The following is a 19442-nucleotide window of genomic DNA, read 5'->3' on the forward strand; positions in this document are numbered from 1 at the left end:
ATTCAATTGGTAATTACCAGCTAGCCTTTTTCAAGCCTGGTACTTCACCGCGCATGGCGGCTTCACGTAACTTGATGCGGCTCAACCCGAATTTGCCCACATAACCATGTGGACGGCCAGTTTGGCGGCAGCGCTTACGCTGACGAGACGGGCTGGAATCACGCGGCAGAGTTTGCAGCTTGAGAACAGCATTCCAACGTTCTTCGTCGGATGAGTTCACACTAGAAATGATAGCTTTCAGTTCCTCGCGTTTAGCGCGGTACTTGTCAGCCAGTTTCACGCGAACGACTTCGCGTGCTTTCATCGATTGCTTAGCCATCAGTAACCCTGCCTTACTTGCGGAACGGGAAGTTAAAAGCAGCCAACAGTGCGCGGCCTTCATCATCAGATTTCGCAGTAGTGGTAATGGTGATATCCAAACCACGAACGCGGTCGACTTTGTCATAGTCGATCTCTGGGAAGATGATCTGCTCACGAACGCCCATGCTGTAGTTACCACGACCATCGAAAGACTTAGCGGACAAGCCACGGAAGTCACGAATACGTGGAACAGCAATAGAAATCAGACGCTCAAAGAACTCCCACATGCGTTCACCACGCAGAGTCACTTTACAGCCGATCGGATAGCCCTGACGGATTTTGAAGCCTGCAACTGATTTGCGTGCTTTGGTGATAAACGGCTTTTGACCGGAGATTGCTGCTAAGTCAGCTGCTGCGTTATCCAGCAGTTTCTTATCAGCGATCGCTTCACCAACACCCATGTTCAGGGTGATCTTCTCGACCCGAGGGACTTGCATGACAGAAATGTAGTTAAACTCAGTCATGAGTTGTTTAACTACTTCGTCTTTGTAGTAATCATGCAGTTTCGCCATCGTACTACTCCAAATTACTTGATAGTTTCGCTGTTAGACTTGAAGAAACGGACTTTTTTGCCGTCTTCGAATCTAAAGCCTACACGGTCAGCCTTACCGGTGGCAGTGTTGTAAAGCGCAACGTTAGAAACCTGAATAGCAGCTTCTTTTTCAACGATGCCACCTGGTTGGTTCAGGGCCGGAACCGGCTTCTGATGTTTCTTAACCAGGTTGATACCTTCAACAATGACCTTGCCAGAAGACAGGACATTTTTAACTTTACCGCGCTTACCTTTATCTTTGCCGGTCAGCACGATAACTTCGTCATCGCGACGGATTTTAGCTGCCATTTTTCGCTCCTTAGAGTACTTCTGGTGCCAGAGAGATAATTTTCATGAACTTTTCAGTACGAAGTTCACGAGTTACCGGCCCAAAAATACGCGTACCGATTGGCTGCTCACTGTTATTATTTAAAATAACGCATGCATTGCCATCGAAGCGAATGACAGAACCGTCCGGGCGACGAACACCCTTCCTGGTGCGCACCACTACCGCTTTCAGCACATCACCTTTCTTAACCTTACCGCGAGGAATTGCTTCCTTGATGGTAATTTTGATGATATCGCCTACGCCTGCATAGCGACGGTGCGAGCCACCCAGAACCTTGATACACATTACGCGACGTGCACCGGAGTTGTCGGCGACGGTCAGCATAGTCTGTTCTTGGATCATTTCAGTGCTCCGCTTATGTCAACTACTACTTCGGGACCTTGATCAGGTCGTATATAAAACCCCACAAATGAGGGCGCAGCATTATAACACCGCTTCCAAATTATGGATAGAGAAAAAAACACACTAATGGGGATACTTGATAAATCAGGCGAGCGCAGCATTCTACACATCCCCGCAGCCTGATTCAACCTTATATACCCTTCTGCCCTGAGGATAATGCTGTCAAAGCTCCCTGCGGCGGTAAAAGTGCGCCAGACAAAGGCTGTTCATCACTCTTCTCACTCAAAATCGCTGGGTAAGCAGGCCAGAAAAAAAAGCAAAAAAAATATCCGGGGTCGGAAGACACCGGATATTCCTTCAGAGATGCAACCGGCAGGAAACCTGCCGATGGCAATTTCGCTAACCTGTAGCGGGCTTGAGGCCCGATTACATGATAGCTTTCTCGATAACGCGAACCAGAGTCCAGGACTTAGTCTTGGACAGCGGACGGCATTCGCGGATTTCAACCACGTCGCCGATACCGCATTCGTTGTTCTCGTCATGTACGTGCAGTTTAGTCGTACGCTTGATGAATTTACCGTAGATAGGGTGTTTCACAAAACGTTCGATAGCAACGGTCATGGATTTCTCCATTTTGTCACTAGTCACACGACCTTGCAGAGTACGGATTTTATCGGTCATTACGCACCCGCCTTCTCAGTCAGTAAAGTCTTAACGCGTGCAACATCACGACGCACTTGCTTCAACAGATGAGACTGTTGCAGCTGGCCGGATGCCGCCTGCATGCGCAGGTTAAACTGCTCACGCAGCAGGTTTAGCAGCTCAGTGTTCAGCTCTTCAACGCTTTTTTCACGCAGCTCAGTTGCTTTCATTACATCACCGTCTTAGTTACAAAGGTGGTTTTGATAGGCAGTTTTGCTGCTGCCAGCTTGAATGCTTCACGGGCAAGCTCTTCCGGAACGCCGTCCATTTCATACAGGACTTTACCCGGCTGGATCAAGGCAACCCAATACTCCACGTTACCTTTACCTTTACCCATACGCACTTCCAGCGGCTTCTCGGTAATTGGTTTGTCCGGGAATACACGGATCCAAATTTTACCTTGACGCTTAACTGCACGGGTCATAGCACGACGTGCTGCTTCGATCTGACGAGCGGTCAGACGACCACGGCCAACAGCTTTCAAACCGAAAGTACCGAAGCTAACATCCGTGCCCTGCGCCAGACCACGGTTGCGGCCTTTATGCACTTTACGGAATTTTGTACGCTTTGGTTGTAACATCAGCGACTCTCCTTACTTACGGCTTTTACGCTGCTGCTTTTTAGGTTGAGCAGCCGGTTCCGGTTGTTCAACAGCAGCCATACCACCCAGGATCTCACCTTTGAAGATCCATACCTTAACGCCGATTACACCATAAGTGGTGTGCGCTTCAGAGGTGTTGTAGTCAATGTCAGCACGCAGGGTGTGCAACGGCACGCGGCCTTCACGGTACCATTCGGTACGCGCGATTTCAGCACCGCCCAGACGGCCACTAACTTCAACTTTGATCCCTTTAGCGCCCAGACGCATTGCGTTCTGTACAGCACGCTTCATAGCACGACGGAACATCACACGACGCTCCAGCTGTGAAGTGATGCTGTCAGCAACCAATTTAGCGTCCAGTTCCGGCTTACGGACTTCAGCGATATTGATCTGTGCAGGAACGCCAGCGATATCCGCTACGACCTTGCGCAGTTTTTCTACGTCTTCGCCTTTCTTACCGATAACGATACCAGGGCGAGCAGTGTGAATAGTCACACGGATGCTCTTAGCTGGACGCTCGATAACGATACGAGATACAGACGCTTTAGCCAGTTCTTTAGTCAGGAACTGACGTACTTTAAAGTCGCTGTCCAGGTTGTCAGCGAATTCTTTGGTATTGGCGAACCAGGTAGAGTTCCAGGGTTTAACAATACCCAGGCGAATACCATTAGGATGTACTTTCTGACCCATTGCTAGTCTCCAGAGTCTCAGCGATCGGACACAACCACAGTAATGTGGCTGGTGCGCTTCAGGATGCGATCTGCACGACCTTTTGCACGAGGCATAATGCGCTTCATGCTTGGGCCTTCGTCTACGAAGATCTTCGTAACTTTCAGATCATCAATGTCAGCGCCATCGTTGTGCTCGGCGTTAGCAATGGCAGATTCCAGAACCTTCTTGACCAGTACAGCCGCTTTCTTATTGGTGTAGGTCAAAATGTCCAGAGCCTGCGACACGTTCTTACCGCGTACAAGATCTGCTACCAGGCGAACCTTCTGAGCAGAAGAACGAGCGTGGCGATGTTTAGCGATAGTTTCCATCTCTTCCTCCTGTTAGCGTTTCTTGGCTTTCTTATCAGCCGTGTGGCCGCGATAAGTACGAGTCGGTGCAAATTCACCCAGTTTGTGGCCGACCATTTCGTCGGAAACAAAGACAGGAACGTGCTGACGACCATTATGGACAGCGATGGTCAAACCGATCATGTTAGGGAAGATCGTTGAACGACGGGACCAGGTGCGCAAAGGCTTCTTGTCTCCGCTTTCCACCGCTTTCTCTACCTTCTTCAGCAAGTGCAGGTCAATAAAAGGACCTTTCTTGAGAGAACGTGGCATGGCTTATCCTCTAAAATTATTTGCTACGGCGACGTACGATAAATTTATCAGTACGCTTGTTGCTGCGGGTCTTCTTACCTTTGGTCTGAACGCCCCACGGGGTTACCGGGTGCTTACCAAAGTTACGACCTTCACCACCACCGTGTGGGTGGTCGACTGGGTTCATCGCAGTACCGCGAACGGTAGGACGAACACCACGCCAACGAGCAGCACCGGCTTTACCCAGAACGCGAAGCATATGCTCAGCGTTACCGACTTCGCCCAGGGTTGCGCGGCAGTCGATTTCGACTTTACGCATTTCACCTGAACGCAGACGCAGGGTGACGTAGGAACCTTCACGCGCAACGATCTGCACGTAAGCACCAGCTGAGCGAGCAATCTGTCCGCCTTTGCCTGGTTTCATTTCTACGTTATGCACGGTAGAACCCACTGGGATGTTACGCATAGGCAGGGTGTTACCTGCTTTGATCGCAGCATCAACGCCAGACTGAATCTGGTCGCCAGCTTTCAGGCCTTTAGGGGCCAGGATGTAACGGCGCTCGCCATCTTTGTACAGAACCAGTGCGATGTTCGCAGAGCGGTTCGGATCGTACTCAAGACGTTCAACGGTTGCCGGGATACCATCTTTATTGCGTTTGAAGTCAATAATACGGTAAGCCTGCTTGTGACCACCACCGATATGACGGGTAGTGATGCGACCATTGTTATTACGGCCACCGGATTTGCTGTTTTTTTCTACCAGCGGGGCGAATGGTTTGCCCTTGTGCAGCTCCGCATTCACCACTTTAACTACATGGCGACGACCCGGAGATGTCGGTTTACACTTAACAACTGCCATTGTTCTTCTCCTCCGACTTACTCAGCGCCGCCGACGAAGTCCAGATTCTGGCCTTCTTTCAGGGTGACGTAAGCTTTTTTCCAGTCGTTACGACGACCAATACGCTGTCCGGAACGTTTAACTTTCCCTTTAACTACCAGGGTGTTAACGACCTCTACTTCCACTTCGAAAAGCTTCTGTACAGCGGCTTTGATTTCTGCTTTGGTCGCGTCTTTAGCAACTTTGAGAACGATGGTGTTGGTTTTTTCCATCGCAGCAGACGCTTTTTCAGATACGTGCGGCGCGCGCAGTACTTTCAGCAGACGTTCTTCACGGATCATGCCAGCATCTCCTCAACTTGCTTAACTGCGTCAGCAGTCATAACGACTTTGTCGAAGGCGATCAGGCTAACTGGGTCGATACCCGCTGCATCACGTACGTCAACCTTGTACAGGTTGCGAGCGGCCAGGAACAGGTTCTCTTCCAGTTCGCCAGTGATGATCAGCACGTCTTCCAGAGCCATGTCTTTCAGTTTCTCTACCAGCAGCTTAGTTTTAGGCGCTTCAATAGAGAACTGCTCGACAACGATCAGACGATCTTGACGTACCAGTTCGGACAGGATGCTTTTCAGCGCGCCGCGGTACATCTTTTTGTTAACTTTTTGACTGTGGTCCTGCGGCTTTGCAGCGAAGGATACACCACCGGAACGCCAGATTGGGCTCTTTACAGAACCTGCACGCGCACGGCCGGTACCTTTCTGGCGCCACGGCTTTTTGCCGGAACCAGTAACTTCAGCACGGGTCTTCTGAGCACGGGTACCTTGACGGGCACCTGCTGCATAAGCAACAACAACCTGATGTACCAGCGCTTCGTTGAAATCACGACCGAAGGTAGTTTCGGAAACAGTCAGCGCGCTTTGCGCGTCTTTCAATACTAATTCCATTGCTATCCCCTTACGCCTTCACAGCTGGTTTAACGATCAGGTCGCTACCGGTAGCACCGGGAACTGCACCTTTAACCAGCAGCAGGTTGCGCTCAGCGTCAACGCGTACTACGTCCAGGCTCTGAACGGTTACGCGCTCATTACCCAGCTGGCCTGCCATTTTCTTGCCTTTGAACACTTTGCCCGGAGTCTGGTTCTGACCGATAGAACCCGGAACGCGGTGAGACAAGGAGTTACCGTGAGTAGCATCCTGAGTACGGAAGTTCCAGCGCTTAACAGTACCGGCAAAACCTTTACCTTTAGATGTACCAGTCACGTCAACTTTTTTCACGTCAGCGAAAATATCAACGTTAATGCTCTGACCTACAGTGAACTCTGCGCCTTCAGCGGTACGGAATTCCCACAGACCACGGCCAGCTTCAACGCCAGCTTTAGCAAAATGGCCTGCTTCAGGCTTAGTTACACGGTTAGCTTTTTTAGCACCGGCAGTTACCTGGATAGCAGTGTAGCCGTCGTTTTCCAGGCTCTTAACCTGAGTTACGCGGTTTGCTTCAATTTCAATCACGGTTACTGGGATAGAAACGCCATCTTCTGTGAAGATACGAGTCATGCCCACTTTTTTACCGACTAAACCAATCATTGTTTCAACCTCTCAATCGCTCAATGACCTGATTAACCCAGGCTGATCTGCACGTCTACACCTGCAGCCAGATCCAGACGCATCAGAGCATCAACCGTTTTTTCAGTTGGCTCAACGATGTCAACCAGACGCTTGTGAGTACGAATTTCGTACTGATCGCGCGCATCTTTATTGACGTGCGGAGAGATCAGAACGGTAAAACGCTCTTTGCGGGTCGGCAGCGGGATGGGACCACGTACCTGCGCACCAGTGCGCTTGGCAGTCTCAACGATTTCCGCAGTTGATTGATCAATCAGACGATGATCAAACGCTTTAAGACGGATACGGATTCTTTGGTTCTGCATGAGACCAGAGCTCCAATTATTTATAAACGAAAAGATTACTACTCATACCCATTACGATTGATGGGAGAGTGTAATCGTCTGCACATAACTCCCCTATTGGGAGTATTGTCAGGTGAGCGGATTGCTCGCCTGCGGTTCAGATTGAACCGGGCCGTCATTTCTGACAAGCCCGCGAATTATACGTGCCTGAGCACATAAAGCAACCTGTTTATTGGGATGAGTGAATAAGGCGGGCGAGGATGAGAAAGTATCAGTCGGGTTCAGAAACAGTAACGCCGCTGAAAGCTCTGCTTCAGCGGCGTAAATTTATGCAATACCATCTTTCTGTCCCGGACTACTGTTCTACCTGAATTTGTGACTGAAGATAATTCTGGATGCCAATTTTGCTTATCAGGTCGAGTTCTGTTTCCAGAAAATCGATATGATGCTCTTCATCTTCCAGAATGGTAATCATCATATCCCGGCTGACATAGTCATGAACCTTGTCTGCGTAGGCAATCGCTTCCCGAAGATCTCTTGCTCCTTCCAGTTCAAGCTGCAAATCTGACTTCAGCATCTCTTCCACATCTTCCCCGATACGCAATCTGCCAAGATCCTGTAGATTGGGAATGCCTTCCAGAAAAAGTATGCGTTCTATGTACTTGTCCGCATGCTTCATCTCATCGATAGACTCATGGTATTCGATATCGTTTAAGCGCATCAGTCCCCAGTTTTTGAACATCCGCGCGTGCAGGAAATACTGATTAACAGCAACTAACTCATTTCCAAGCAATTTGTTGAGATGACTTATGATTTTTATATCGCCCTTCATGTTGTTTCCTCCGCTTCCAGTTCATTAGATCGTAGATGCGGATTGAAGGAAGTCAAAAAAGCATGACAAATTGCAGGGAGATTATCAGGCAATCTCTTTGTATTGCGGAACGTGCTGTAGCTCCTGGTCCATAATTTCACGCGCGGCACGGATGCATTTGCCACACTGCTTGCCAACCGGAACCAGTTGACGAAGTTGCTGTATCGATTTGGGCTGGTAACGGCGAACCACTGCACGGATAGTTTTATCACTGACGGCATTACACAAACAGACGTACATTTCGCTACTCCAGTCTATTTTCTCTCCTTAGTGTAAATGCGAATAGTTTTTATTACAATGCTGACTGCTGCCTGTCGGCTAAATTGCAGGCATAAAAAAAGAGCACCGAAGTGCTCTTTTTATTTGCTATGGCGGAGGCGCGCCCCGCCATTTCAAATTATCAGCGATTAAGCGATAACTTTAGCAACAACGCCCGCACCAACAGTACGGCCGCCTTCACGGATTGCGAAACGCAGACCGTCATCCATCGCGATTGGGTGGATCAGGGTAACAACCATTTTGATGTTGTCACCAGGCATGACCATTTCAACGCCTTCTGGCAGTTCGATGGTACCGGTCACGTCAGTTGTACGGAAGTAGAACTGAGGACGGTAGCCTTTGAAGAACGGAGTATGACGGCCGCCTTCGTCTTTAGACAGAATATAAACTTCTGACTCGAACTTGGTGTGTGGCTTGATGGTGCCTGGCTTAGCCAGAACCTGGCCACGCTGGATGTCTTCGCGCTTGATACCACGCAGCAGAACACCACAGTTCTCGCCTGCACGACCTTCGTCCAGCAGCTTACGGAACATTTCAACGCCGGTACAGGTTGATTTCACGGTATCTTTGATACCAACGATCTCAACTTCTTCACCAACTTTAACGATACCGCGCTCTACACGACCGGTAACAACTGTACCACGGCCGGAGATAGAGAAGACGTCTTCGATAGGCAGCAGGAATGGCTTGTCGATTGCGCGCTCTGGTTCCGGGATGTAGTTATCCAGGTGGCCAGCCAGCTCAATGATTTTAGCTTCCCACTCAGCGTCGCCTTCCAGCGCTTTCAGAGCAGAACCGTGAACGATTGGCGTGTCGTCGCCTGGGAAGTCGTACTGTGACAGCAGGTCACGTACTTCCATTTCTACCAGTTCCAGCAGCTCTTCATCATCAACCATGTCGCACTTGTTCAGGAACACGATGATGTAAGGAACGCCAACCTGGCGACCCAGCAGGATGTGTTCACGGGTCTGAGGCATTGGGCCGTCAGTTGCAGCAACAACCAGAATTGCACCGTCCATCTGCGCAGCACCGGTGATCATGTTTTTCACATAGTCGGCGTGGCCTGGGCAGTCAACGTGCGCATAGTGGCGAGACGGGGTGTCATATTCAACGTGTGAAGTGTTGATGGTGATACCACGTGCTTTTTCTTCTGGTGCGTTATCGATCTGGTCGAATGCACGAGCAGAACCGCCGTAGGTTTTAGCCAGAACGGTGGTGATAGCAGCAGTCAGGGTAGTTTTACCGTGGTCAACGTGTCCGATGGTACCAACGTTGACGTGCGGTTTGTTACGTTCAAATTTCTCTTTAGCCACGACGATATTCCTTACTTTAATGCTCTCACCCTTTGGTGAGAGCATAGGATCAATATTTTAAAACTGTAGCTTATTTGCTACGAGCTTCAATAACGGCCTGAGCGACGTTATTCGGCGCATCATCATACTTCAGGAACTCCATGGAGTATGAAGCACGGCCTTTAGTCAGAGAACGCAACTGAGTCGCGTATCCGAACATTTCAGACAGCGGAACTTCAGCGTGAATCTGAACGCCAGTAGCGTTAGATTCCTGTCCTTTGAGCATACCACGACGACGGCTAAGGTCACCGATAACGTCACCGGTATTCTCTTCAGGAGTCTCTACTTCAACCTTCATGATTGGCTCAAGCAGAACCGGGCTCGCTTTCTTAAAGCCGTCTTTGAACGCGATAGAAGCCGCCAGTTTAAACGCCAGCTCAGAGGAGTCAACGTCATGGTATGAACCGAAGTGCAGACGAACGCCCAGATCAACCACTGGATAACCAGCCAGAGGACCTGATTTCAGCTGCTCCTGGATACCTTTGTCCACCGCAGGGATGTATTCACCAGGAATCACACCACCTTTGATGTCGTTGACAAACTCGTAACCTTTAGGGTTAACGCCCGGCTCCAGTGGGTACATGTCGATAACAACATGACCGTACTGACCACGACCACCAGACTGCTTGGCGTGTTTACCTTCGATATCGGTAACTTTCGCGCGAATCGCTTCACGGTAAGCAACCTGAGGTTTACCGACGTTCGCTTCAACGTTGAATTCACGCTTCATGCGGTCAACGATGATATCGAGGTGCAGCTCACCCATACCGGCGATAATGGTCTGGTTAGTTTCTTCATCAGTCCATACGCGGAATGATGGATCTTCTTTCGCCAGACGACCCAGAGCCAGACCCATTTTTTCCTGGTCAGCTTTGGTTTTTGGTTCAACAGCGATCGAGATTACCGGCTCAGGGAACTCCATGCGCTCCAGAATGATAACGTTTTCTGGGTCACACAGGGTGTCACCAGTAGTCACGTCTTTCAGACCGATAGCCGCAGCGATGTCGCCTGCGCGAACTTCTTTAATCTCTTCACGTTTGTTGGCGTGCATCTGAACGATACGGCCCAGACGCTCACGTGCAGACTTAACCGGGTTGTACACGGTATCACCTGAGTTCACGACGCCAGAGTAAACGCGGAAGAAGGTCAGGTTACCTACAAACGGGTCGGTAGCGATTTTGAACGCCAGCGCAGCAAACGGCTCTTTGTCGTCTGAGTGACGAACAGCCGGAGTGTCTTTACCGTCGTCTAACATACCGTTGATCGCGGTAACGTCAGTCGGAGCTGGAAGATACTCAACAACCGCATCCAGCATCGCCTGAACACCTTTGTTCTTGAATGCAGAACCACAGGTAACCAGGATGATTTCGCTGTTCAGAACGCGCTTACGCAGTGACGTTTTGATCTCTTCTTCAGTCAGCTCTTCGCCACCAAAGAATTTCTCCATCAGCTCGTCAGAACCTTCAGCTGCGGCTTCAACCAGCTTGCCGCGCCATTCTTCGGCCAGTTCCTGCATATCAGCTGGGATCTCTTCGTAAACGAAGGTCACGCCCTGATCGGCATCGTTCCAGTTGATAGCTTTCATTTTCACCAGGTCAACAACACCGGTGAATTTCTCTTCTGCGCCGATAGCCAGCTGCAATGGCACCGGGTTTGCACCCAGGCGCTTTTCCATCTGGTCAACAACTTTCAGGAAGTTAGCACCCATGCGGTCCATTTTGTTAACGAACGCGATGCGTGGAACTTTATATTTGTTAGCCTGACGCCATACGGTCTCAGACTGTGGCTGAACACCGCCAACTGCACAGTAAACCATTACTGCGCCATCAAGCACACGCATAGAACGCTCAACTTCAATGGTGAAGTCAACGTGTCCTGGGGTGTCGATGATATTTACGTGGTGTGGCTCAAACTGCTTAGCCATACCAGACCAGTAACAAGTGGTCGCAGCGGAAGTGATGGTGATACCACGTTCCTGTTCCTGCTCCATCCAGTCCATGGTGGCCGCGCCATCATGAACTTCACCGATTTTGTGGTTTACACCGGTGTAAAACAGAACGCGCTCGGTAGTAGTGGTCTTACCGGCGTCGATGTGTGCGCTGATACCAATGTTACGGTAGCGCTCAATGGGTGTTTTACGAGCCATTTGATTCCTCTGATTCTTAGACGTTCTAAGTTAAAAAAGCCCAGCAGGTGAGTCACTGGGACGCCCGCTGGGTTTATAACAACTACAGAGCTGTTACCAGCGGTAGTGAGCGAACGCCTTGTTGGCTTCGGCCATACGGTGAACGTCTTCACGTTTCTTAACTGCAGTACCTTTGTTCTCTGCAGCATCAGAAAGTTCGTTCGCCAGGCGCAGAGCCATAGATTTATCACCGCGTTTACGAGCAGCTTCAACGATCCAACGCATTGCCAGAGCATTACGACGAACCGGACGGACTTCAACTGGTACCTGATAAGTAGAGCCACCAACGCGACGGGATTTAACTTCCACGGTTGGGCGGACGTTGTCCAGGGCTACTTCGAATGCTTCCAGTTCGTTTTTACCTGAACGCTGAGCCAGGGTCTCAAGCGCGGTATAGACGATTGATTCAGCAGTAGATTTTTTACCATCTACCATCAGGATATTTACAAATTTAGCCAGCAGCTCTGATCCGAACTTAGGATCCGGCAGAATTTTACGCTGGCCAATTACGCGACGACGTGGCATGGAAATACTCCGTTGTTAATTCAGGATTGTCCAAAACTCTAGGAGTTTATTATGACATTTAAGATAAAACGTTTGGCCTTACTTAACGGAGAACCATTAAGCCTTTGGCTTCTTCACGCCGTACTTGGAGCGTGACTGCTTACGGTCTTTAACACCTGAGCAGTCCAGCGCGCCACGAACGGTGTGGTAACGCACACCTGGCAAGTCTTTAACACGACCGCCACGGATCAGGATCACGGAGTGTTCCTGTAGGTTATGACCTTCACCGCCGATATAGGAGGTAACTTCAAAACCGTTGGTTAAACGAACACGACATACTTTACGCAGTGCGGAGTTCGGTTTTTTAGGAGTAGTAGTATATACGCGAGTACATACACCACGTTTCTGCGGGCAGGCTTCCAGCGCAGGCACGTTGCTCTTTGCAACTTTGCGTGCGCGTGGTTTGCGAACCAGCTGGTTAACTGTTGCCATTAAATAGCTCCTGGGATTTGCTTTTGCTTCGTAAACACGTGATAAATCGCCTCGTGGTATAACGAGGACGCGGAATTTTAGGGCTGAGCAGAAAAGGTGTCAAGAAATAACCAGGATATCGTGCATCACCAGGTCATTTGTTGCGGATTTTTTACCGTCAGCGCGACGAAATCAGTATAGCTTACTGTGGTCGCGCTGGTTGAAATTTGAGCAGAAAGCCCGCGCGCGACAATATCTTCCTGTAACACATACAGTGATATAGGGGCAGATAACAGGATTTCAAGGGGGCGGCTGCCTGTAAGGGCCGCAATAACGCCATCCTGTAAAAGCAGCAGATCGTCACCGGCAGAAAAAAATCTCACCATCGCGTTAAAATCACAGCGATAAGGGGAATTTACCAGGGTATGCAGCATAGCGTCCTCAAAACGTAATGATCCGATCGTACTTTTCCAGCGCTGCGCGAAGTGCTTCAGGGGCTAAAACTTCAGCGGGCAGCACGGCTACCCGATCGGCGCTTATTCCCCTTTCGGCAAGCGAAGCTGAACAGACGTAAAAATGTTCAAGGTCATACAGAGGCAGCACGCCAAAGGTAGCGATGTAATTTCTCGCCAGAATCTGTTCAGGCTCCTGCCCCTTCAGCAGCTGGAAGACACCGTCGCTCACGAAAAACAGCGCCACCTCTTCGCTTAATGCCGACATAGCCATTACCGCATCCAGCCCTTCCCTTCCGGCACTGCTCCCGTGCGGCGGCTGGGTAAATATAAAGGCGACGCGGTTCATCAGAACTGCACCAGACGTTCACAGGTTAATGCGGCTTCAGCCAGAGCGCCTAACCCGGCCAGCTGAAATCCTTCTGCCAGATTGGCTCCCGGCAGATTCAGATTATCGGTTTCCTGCCTGTCGGTAATCCCTCTGCGCAATGCCGCCGCGACACAGATATTGAGTTTGATGCCCTGCTCCCGATGTAACTGTTGCCACGCCTGGCTTAAATCAAACTCATCGCTGGCAGGGGAGATCAGCTCGCTGGCATTCAGCACCCCTTCCCGATAGAAAAATACGCTTTCCAGCTCATGCCCTGCCGCCAGCAGTGCCTGAGCAAAAAGGTAAGCGCTGCTGGCATGCTGCGTACCATAGGCCGGCCCGGTGACCAGCAAAGCGTAACGCATCAGCGCTCCTGCCCCTGGAAATCACCACTTTTGAACTGACGGATATAGAGATAAACGGTGTGCTTAGAGATATTAAGCCGTTCAGCTACCTGGTTAATGGCATCTTTGATATCAAAGATCCCCTTTTCATACAGGTTAAGCACAATCTGCCGGTTTTTAGCATTGTTAGAGACATTGCGATCGCCGCTCACCTCTTCAATGGTGAACTCCAGCGTTTGCATCACCAGGTCGTCAACCGAGCTGGCGAAGTTTACCGAGGAGGCCGCATCCTGCGTTTCCGGCGGCATAAACGTGGCCATAATCTGCGAGAAAGGCACATCCAGATTCATGTTGATGCAGAGCAGACCAATCACGCGCTGCTCACCGTTACGGATGGCAATCGTTACCGACTTCATCAGCACGCCACTTTTCGCACGGGTAAAATAGGCTTTGGAGACGTTGCTGTCTGCATCGGTCATATCATGCAGCATCCGCAATGCCAGATCGGTAATGGGGGAGCCAATTTTTCGACCCGTGTGCTCACCATTGGCAATTCTGACCGCCGAGCACTTTAAATCTTCCAGCGAGTGCAGCACGATTTCACAGTGTGAACCGATCAGCATCGCCAGCCCGTCGACCACGGCTTCGTAGGATTTAAGGATATCAAAGTCAGTTTGCGCGAAGGGATGCTGTTCCAGTAATTCCAGATCGGCCACATCACCGGTAAAAATTGAACCAGACATTAAGACACCACCCTTTTAAAGAGCCTGTCGCACGGCACAAGGGCAGACTCGTTCTGATGAAAATGCATGAGGGACAGTCTATCAAATATCAGAAACGCCTGTCCTGACCTTTGTCATGAAATGCAGGAGAGCGCATAAACTGGAAAAGCAGCAGCAGAAAAGCAAACCGCCACACGGGATGTGGCGGTTAAGAGATTATTTAGCCTGCGTTGCCGCTGGGGCTTCTGCCGGTGCTGGCGCATTCGCGTCGGCTTTAGCAGCTGGCTTAATGTCGAGCAGCTCAACATCAAAGACCAGGGTGGAGTTAGCCGGAATACCCGGAACGCCGTTTTTACCGTAAGCCAACTGTGGTGGAATAACCAGTTTGATCTTACCGCCTTTCTTCACATGCTTGAGACCCTCGGTCCAGCCTGGGATCACACCGTCCAGACGGAAAGAGAGCGGTTCACCGCGCGTGTAGGAATTATCGAACTCGGTGCCGTCAATCAGCGTGCCTTTGTAGTTCACTACAACGGTATCGCTGTCTTTTGGCGCATCACCAGTTCCTTCTTTCTCAACCTGATAAAGCAGGCCAGACTCGGTTTTCTTCACGCCTTTTTCTTTAGCGAATTTAGCGGTAAAGGCTTCACCCTTTTCGGTGTTCTCTTTCGCGTCTTTTTCCATCTTCGCCTGCGCAGCGCCTTTCACACGGGCTTCAAAGGATTGCAGAGTCTGTTCGATTTCCTGATCAGAGAGTTTGCTCTTGCCAGCAAAAGCGTCCTGAACACCGGAGATCAGCTGATCTTTATCCAGCTTGATGCCCAGCTTCTCTTGCTCTTTCAACGAGTTTTCCATGTAACGGCCCAGTGAGGCACCCAGCGCATAGGCGGACTGCTGGTCATCATTTTTGAAGGCTGCGTTCTTCGGAGCTTGCTGTGGTGCCTGCTGAGCCGCAGCGGCCGGCGTGGTTTCGGCGGACATTGCCAGTGGCGCATTCAGCGCAACGGCCATGGTGGTGGCTAACAGTGTGACTTTAAACAGTGATTTCATCCATTTCTCCAAAACCGAAGCCTCACACCTCGGAAATCGTTTACAGGCAGAGCCTGTACTATAACTGTGCGCGAGAAAATTCCCGCAATGAAAACTAAGTTAACTTCCGACCTCGTTCCTTCGCGAAAGTTTCAACACAGAGATGCAGGCACCGAAGCGCTTTTTCAACTGCCAGGCCAAAATTTACCTGAATTCTCTATTTCAGCCTGCGCTTTCCCGTTAGAATCAGCGCATCCGGCCAGCATAACGGCCAGCGCAGTAACAAGAGGAAAGCGTATGCAACAGTCATTGTTTGAAGAGCGAATGGAGATGCTGGAAAGCCGGCTGGCTTTTCAGGAACATACCCTTGAGGAGCTTAACCAAACTGTGATTCATCATGAGCTGGAGATGGCCCGTCTGCGCGAGCAGATGCGCCTGCTGACCGATAAGCTTAAATCTGCGGCCCCGTCGATGATCGCCTCGCAATCTGAAGAGACGCCCCCGCCTCATTACTAAAGCCTGAGCGGGCTGGCGGCAAAAAGCAAAAAGGCCACCCGAAGGTGGCCTTTTACGTCAGGGCAGACGCTTAGTGACTGCAACCGCAGCCGCCAGTACCGCAACCGCCTTTACCATGATCATGGTCGTGATCGTGGTCATGGTCGTGATGATGACCGTCTTCACCGTGAACATGGCCATGGGCCAGTTCTTCCGCCGTCGCTTCACGTACAGCAACCACTTCAACGTTGAAGTTCAGATCCTGTCCCGCCAGCATGTGGTTACCATCAACCACAACGTGCTCATCTTCCACTTCGGTGATTTCGACCGGCACCGGGCCTTGATCGGTTTCTGCCAGGAAGCGCATGCCAACCTGCAACTCATCAACACCCATGAAAACATCTTTCGGAACGCGCTGTACCAGATTGTCGTCATACTGACCGTATGCGTCATTGGCAGCGATGTGAACTTCAAACTTGTCACCCGCTTCATGGTCTTCCAGGGCTTTTTCCAGGCCTGTGATCAGGGAACCATGACCGTGCAGGTAGTCCAGCGGTGCGCTCACCGGAGACTCATCGACCAACACGCCGTCTTCTGTACGTACCTGGTATGCCAGGCTGACCACCAGGTCTTTAGCTACTTTCATGATTACTCCTAACCGTTGAGAACGTTGAGTCCTGAGTTTGTTGACCTGTTTGCCAACGCATAAAACTCTTGATTGCGCCGATTGTAACGAATTTCAACGCCGCTGTGTGGTACAGCTTAAAAAAAGCTGAGCGATAACGCTACTCAGGATGAAAAATACCGATCACCTGCTCATTGGTTCTGACCTGCTCGCGCGCCTGTTTATCGGCCTCGCGCATCTGATGACCACATTTGACGCATTCAACCACATCGATATTATTTTCCTGCCACAGCGCCAGCGTATCCTGAGCTTTACAGCTCGGGCAGGTGGCACCGGCAATAAATCTTTTACGCATAAAGCCTCCTATTCATATTCGTCCCAGCCGTCGAACTGACGTTTTTCGTGCTGCATCTCCGCCTGAAAAATATCTTCCAGCTCGCGTCTTGCCTCTTTCACGCGGGAGATTTGCTGACTGTCGGTATGATTTGGCATCAGTTCACGCAGCATACGCATATCCAGACGGCGGAAATGCTGCTGGGCGCGGAACGCCTGATGCGGATGCATGCCCAGTGTCATCAGCGCTTTACGCCCCAGCTCAAGCGCACTGGAGAAGGTTTCACGTGAGAACTGATTAACGCCCGCCTGCAACAGCTCGTGAGCCTCTACACGACCTCTTGCCCGCGCAAGGATCTGGAGGTGTGGGAAATGGTGCTGACAGAGATGCACAATTTCCATGGAGTCTTCCGGGCCGTTACAGGTGATGACAATGGATTGTGCTGTCTCCGCACCTGCTGCTCGCAGCAGCTCCAGCTCTTTCGCATCACCATAGTATACTTTGTAACCATATTTTCGCATCAGGCTTACGGCGCTGATATCGCGTTCCAAAACCGTAATGCGCTTTTCATTGGCCATCAGCAAACGGGCAACCACCTGACCGAAGCGGCCAAACCCAACCACGATAACCTGTGGCTTATCATCTTCAACAAAGGGCTTCTCTTCGTTTTCATCCACCTCGTTAAAGCGCCGCTCAAGGATTTTATCGACCCCCTGCATCAGCAACGGCGTGGTCATCATCGACAGCGTCACGGTGACCAGCAGCAGCGGCATCTGGTCACCACTGAAGAGTTTAGCGGAAGAGGCCGCAGAGAAGAGAACAAAGGCGAACTCCCCACCCTGACTCAGTACGCCAGAGAACTGTAGCCGTTCGGAGCTGCGCAGACCAAAAATGCGTGACAGCAGATAAAGCACGCCAGCTTTGATCGACACCAGCGCCACCACACCCACCAGAATTTCGACAATGTGGGTGTAAAGCACGCCCAGATTCAACGCCATGCCTACCGAGATAAAGAACAGTCCCAGCAGCAACCCTTTAAAGGGATCGATAGCGATTTCCAGTTCATGGCGGTATTCACTTTCTGCCAGCAGAATACCGGCGATAAAGGTGCCCAGCGCCATAGAGAGACCCAGCGCATCCATAAACAGCGCAGAGCCGAGCACCAGTAACAGCGCCGCCGCAGTAAAGACTTCCCGCACGCCCGAAGCGGCAATAAAGCGGAAGATAGGCCGCAGCAGATAACGGCCGCCCACTAACATGCCAGCAAACGCCAGCACCTTCATGCCCACTTTTATCCAGTCGGTGTGGCCGCTGTCGCCACCGGCAAGCAGAGGTACCAGCGCCAGCGCAGGGATCACGGCGAGATCCTGGAACAGCAGCACAGAGAAGCCAAGCTGTCCGGACTCGTTACGGTTCATGCCCTTGTCGCGCATTAACTGCAACGCCATCGCGGTAGAGGACATCGCCAGCCCGATGCCGCCGATAATTGCCGCCTGCCAGGAAAAATCAGTGAGCCACAGTAACCCGCCCAAAATGGCCGCGCTGAAGATCACCTGAGCGGCACCCACGCCAAAAATCGAGCGCCGCAGTTCCCAAAGCTTTGAGGGCTTGAGTTCCAGGCCGATGATAAACATCAGGAATACGACGCCCAGCTCGGAGAAGTGCAGGATCTCTTCAACATCGCTGATAAAGCCCAGCCCCCAGGGGCCGATGGCAATACCGGCCAGCAGATAGCCCAGTACAGCACCGATCCCCAGACGCGCAGCAATCGGCACGGCGATCACCGCCGCAAATAAATAGACCACGCCCGCCGTCAGGAGAGATTGTCCTTCCATTCAAATACCTCCATAGGGCAAAGGGGAAGCGAGCCAGTCACCGTAGGCACGCGAATAGTTCTTCATCACCTCAGGGGTCTGACGTCTGGCCCAGTAAACAATCATCGGCGTCAGCCAGTGCATACGGCACATCTGCGCCGTCAGCTCGAACGGACGCATGATATCGGACATGGGATAACGATTAAGGCCTTCCTGATGGTAAGCCGCTTCAGGTTCACCGGTGGTGATCACGCTGCGCCAGTATTTTCCTTCGAGCATATTACCGCCAGGTCCGCTGGCAAAGCCGCGGGAAAGCACCCGGTCCAGCCACTCTTTCAGCAGCGCCGGGCAGCTGTAGGTATAGAGGGGATGTTGGAAAACAATGACGTCGTGCTCGCGCAGCAGCTGCTGTTCGTAATGGATATCGATAAAGAAATCAGGATAGTGCGCGTAAAGATCGTGCACCTTCACATGTGGTAAATCCCCGGCGGCCTTGAGCAGAATCCGATTAGCTATCGAGTCCTGTGATTCCGGGTGTGCGTAAAGCAGCAAAACTTTAGGCAGCTGCGACATCATTCCCCTCCAAATCATCGTCACGGCGGGGAAATTCCGCTACCATGCTCGACGCAACGGAATTTGCGATTCCGAAATCAAA

At 51.1% G+C, this 19442-nt stretch carries 31 protein-coding genes; 1 reads left to right on the forward strand and 30 read right to left on the reverse strand.

The genetic code is table 11. The features are described 5' to 3' along the window. Window positions 1-13: 13 nt before the first annotated feature. From rpsN to fkpA, 26 genes are all read right to left on the reverse strand, one after another. On the reverse strand, window positions 14-319 hold the full coding sequence (gene rpsN / locus AAH450_RS14560) for a 30S ribosomal protein S14 (RefSeq protein WP_048917631.1): 306 nt from the start codon (window positions 317-319) through the stop codon (window positions 14-16). A 13-nt stretch (window positions 320-332) separates the two neighbouring features. Next, window positions 333-872 (reverse strand): 50S ribosomal protein L5, encoded by a 540-nt coding sequence (gene rplE / locus AAH450_RS14565; protein WP_306210017.1) that lies wholly within the window; start codon window positions 870-872, stop codon window positions 333-335. A gap of 14 nt (window positions 873-886) precedes the next feature. Beyond that, window positions 887-1201: a 50S ribosomal protein L24 gene (gene rplX / locus AAH450_RS14570; RefSeq protein WP_020322770.1), complete on the reverse strand. Its 315-nt coding sequence runs from the start codon at window positions 1199-1201 to the stop codon at window positions 887-889. A 10-nt stretch (window positions 1202-1211) separates the two neighbouring features. Further along, window positions 1212-1583, reverse strand: a complete 372-nt coding sequence (rplN, locus tag AAH450_RS14575) for a 50S ribosomal protein L14 (RefSeq protein ID WP_015960712.1) — start codon at window positions 1581-1583, stop codon at window positions 1212-1214. A gap of 426 nt (window positions 1584-2009) precedes the next feature. Next, window positions 2010-2264, reverse strand: coding sequence for a 30S ribosomal protein S17 (gene rpsQ, locus AAH450_RS14580; RefSeq protein ID WP_306210012.1), 255 nt, complete (start codon window positions 2262-2264; stop codon window positions 2010-2012). Then, window positions 2264-2455, reverse strand: a complete 192-nt coding sequence (rpmC, locus tag AAH450_RS14585) for a 50S ribosomal protein L29 (protein WP_013204129.1) — start codon at window positions 2453-2455, stop codon at window positions 2264-2266. The genes rpsQ and rpmC overlap by 1 nt, the downstream gene beginning before the upstream one ends. Beyond that, complete coding sequence (gene rplP, locus AAH450_RS14590; protein ID WP_002438716.1) at window positions 2455-2865, reverse strand: 50S ribosomal protein L16; 411 nt, start codon at window positions 2863-2865, stop codon at window positions 2455-2457. Before rplP ends, rpmC begins: the two co-directional genes overlap by 1 nt. A 12-nt stretch (window positions 2866-2877) precedes the next feature. Further along, the gene (rpsC, locus tag AAH450_RS14595) at window positions 2878-3576 is read right to left on the reverse strand and encodes a 30S ribosomal protein S3 (RefSeq protein ID WP_306210007.1); all 699 of its coding nucleotides are present in this window, start codon (window positions 3574-3576) and stop codon (window positions 2878-2880) included. A gap of 17 nt (window positions 3577-3593) precedes the next feature. Beyond that, on the reverse strand, window positions 3594-3926 hold the full coding sequence (gene rplV, locus AAH450_RS14600) for a 50S ribosomal protein L22 (protein ID WP_013204131.1): 333 nt from the start codon (window positions 3924-3926) through the stop codon (window positions 3594-3596). A 12-nt stretch (window positions 3927-3938) separates the two neighbouring features. Continuing rightward, complete coding sequence (gene rpsS, locus AAH450_RS14605; protein WP_013204132.1) at window positions 3939-4217, reverse strand: 30S ribosomal protein S19; 279 nt, start codon at window positions 4215-4217, stop codon at window positions 3939-3941. Window positions 4218-4233: 16 nt separating this feature from the next. Then, window positions 4234-5055, reverse strand: coding sequence for a 50S ribosomal protein L2 (gene rplB / locus AAH450_RS14610; protein WP_306210004.1), 822 nt, complete (start codon window positions 5053-5055; stop codon window positions 4234-4236). 17 nt (window positions 5056-5072) lie between these two features. Then, window positions 5073-5375 carry a 50S ribosomal protein L23 gene (rplW, locus tag AAH450_RS14615; RefSeq protein WP_105595770.1) on the reverse strand — a complete coding sequence of 101 codons (303 nt, stop codon included), beginning with the start codon at window positions 5373-5375 and terminating at the stop codon, window positions 5073-5075. Next, window positions 5372-5977, reverse strand: a complete 606-nt coding sequence (gene rplD, locus AAH450_RS14620) for a 50S ribosomal protein L4 (protein ID WP_306210000.1) — start codon at window positions 5975-5977, stop codon at window positions 5372-5374. Before rplD ends, rplW begins: the two co-directional genes overlap by 4 nt. A gap of 10 nt (window positions 5978-5987) precedes the next feature. Continuing rightward, window positions 5988-6617 carry a 50S ribosomal protein L3 gene (rplC, locus tag AAH450_RS14625; protein ID WP_318792276.1) on the reverse strand — a complete coding sequence of 210 codons (630 nt, stop codon included), beginning with the start codon at window positions 6615-6617 and terminating at the stop codon, window positions 5988-5990. A gap of 32 nt (window positions 6618-6649) precedes the next feature. Beyond that, the gene (rpsJ, locus tag AAH450_RS14630) at window positions 6650-6961 is read right to left on the reverse strand and encodes a 30S ribosomal protein S10 (RefSeq protein ID WP_001181005.1); all 312 of its coding nucleotides are present in this window, start codon (window positions 6959-6961) and stop codon (window positions 6650-6652) included. A 334-nt stretch (window positions 6962-7295) separates the two neighbouring features. Next, on the reverse strand, window positions 7296-7772 hold the full coding sequence (gene bfr / locus AAH450_RS14635; protein WP_342910858.1) for a bacterioferritin: 477 nt from the start codon (window positions 7770-7772) through the stop codon (window positions 7296-7298). A gap of 84 nt (window positions 7773-7856) precedes the next feature. Next, on the reverse strand, window positions 7857-8051 hold the full coding sequence (bfd, locus tag AAH450_RS14640) for a bacterioferritin-associated ferredoxin (protein ID WP_318792274.1): 195 nt from the start codon (window positions 8049-8051) through the stop codon (window positions 7857-7859). 167 nt (window positions 8052-8218) lie between these two features. Then, window positions 8219-9403 carry an elongation factor Tu gene (tuf, locus tag AAH450_RS14645; protein WP_306209981.1) on the reverse strand — a complete coding sequence of 395 codons (1185 nt, stop codon included), beginning with the start codon at window positions 9401-9403 and terminating at the stop codon, window positions 8219-8221. A gap of 70 nt (window positions 9404-9473) precedes the next feature. Next, a complete protein-coding gene (fusA, locus tag AAH450_RS14650) occupies window positions 9474-11588 on the reverse strand; it encodes an elongation factor G (RefSeq protein ID WP_318789382.1) in 2115 nt (704 codons plus the stop codon). A 93-nt stretch (window positions 11589-11681) separates the two neighbouring features. Further along, window positions 11682-12152 (reverse strand): 30S ribosomal protein S7, encoded by a 471-nt coding sequence (gene rpsG / locus AAH450_RS14655; RefSeq protein WP_008457106.1) that lies wholly within the window; start codon window positions 12150-12152, stop codon window positions 11682-11684. A 96-nt stretch (window positions 12153-12248) separates the two neighbouring features. After that, entirely contained in the window at window positions 12249-12623 is a 375-nt protein-coding gene (rpsL, locus tag AAH450_RS14660; protein WP_013204141.1) for a 30S ribosomal protein S12, read from the reverse strand. A 125-nt stretch (window positions 12624-12748) separates the two neighbouring features. After that, a complete protein-coding gene (gene tusB, locus AAH450_RS14665; protein ID WP_342910859.1) occupies window positions 12749-13036 on the reverse strand; it encodes a sulfurtransferase complex subunit TusB in 288 nt (95 codons plus the stop codon). Between the two features lie 7 nt (window positions 13037-13043). After that, entirely contained in the window at window positions 13044-13403 is a 360-nt protein-coding gene (gene tusC, locus AAH450_RS14670; RefSeq protein ID WP_342910860.1) for a sulfurtransferase complex subunit TusC, read from the reverse strand. Further along, window positions 13403-13789 (reverse strand): sulfurtransferase complex subunit TusD, encoded by a 387-nt coding sequence (tusD, locus tag AAH450_RS14675; RefSeq protein ID WP_342910861.1) that lies wholly within the window; start codon window positions 13787-13789, stop codon window positions 13403-13405. The genes tusC and tusD overlap by 1 nt, the downstream gene beginning before the upstream one ends. Next, window positions 13789-14511 (reverse strand): helix-turn-helix transcriptional regulator, encoded by a 723-nt coding sequence (locus tag AAH450_RS14680; protein ID WP_318789378.1) that lies wholly within the window; start codon window positions 14509-14511, stop codon window positions 13789-13791. The genes tusD and AAH450_RS14680 overlap by 1 nt, the downstream gene beginning before the upstream one ends. Before the next feature lie 195 nt (window positions 14512-14706). Continuing rightward, window positions 14707-15540 (reverse strand): FKBP-type peptidyl-prolyl cis-trans isomerase, encoded by an 834-nt coding sequence (gene fkpA, locus AAH450_RS14685; protein ID WP_342910862.1) that lies wholly within the window; start codon window positions 15538-15540, stop codon window positions 14707-14709. 276 nt (window positions 15541-15816) lie between these two features. Here fkpA and AAH450_RS14690 point away from each other — a divergent pair, with 276 nt between their 5' ends. After that, a complete protein-coding gene (locus tag AAH450_RS14690) occupies window positions 15817-16035 on the forward strand; it encodes a SlyX family protein (protein ID WP_034895544.1) in 219 nt (72 codons plus the stop codon). Between the two features lie 70 nt (window positions 16036-16105). On the opposite strand, the gene slyD is transcribed toward AAH450_RS14690, so the two are convergent. The 4 genes from slyD to kefG form a co-directional block, all read right to left on the reverse strand. Further along, window positions 16106-16660 carry a peptidylprolyl isomerase gene (gene slyD / locus AAH450_RS14695; protein ID WP_342910863.1) on the reverse strand — a complete coding sequence of 185 codons (555 nt, stop codon included), beginning with the start codon at window positions 16658-16660 and terminating at the stop codon, window positions 16106-16108. Window positions 16661-16799: 139 nt separating this feature from the next. After that, window positions 16800-16994, reverse strand: a complete 195-nt coding sequence (locus tag AAH450_RS14700; RefSeq protein ID WP_318789376.1) for a YheV family putative zinc ribbon protein — start codon at window positions 16992-16994, stop codon at window positions 16800-16802. Window positions 16995-17002: 8 nt separating this feature from the next. Then, the gene (kefB, locus tag AAH450_RS14705; protein ID WP_342910864.1) at window positions 17003-18808 is read right to left on the reverse strand and encodes a glutathione-regulated potassium-efflux system protein KefB; all 1806 of its coding nucleotides are present in this window, start codon (window positions 18806-18808) and stop codon (window positions 17003-17005) included. Then, the gene (gene kefG, locus AAH450_RS14710) at window positions 18809-19360 is read right to left on the reverse strand and encodes a glutathione-regulated potassium-efflux system ancillary protein KefG (RefSeq protein WP_342911248.1); all 552 of its coding nucleotides are present in this window, start codon (window positions 19358-19360) and stop codon (window positions 18809-18811) included. Window positions 19361-19442: the final 82 nt, after the last annotated feature.

Origin of the sequence: Erwinia magellanica (assembly GCF_039023495.1) — a bacterium.
Lineage (GTDB): Bacteria > Pseudomonadota > Gammaproteobacteria > Enterobacterales > Enterobacteriaceae > Erwinia.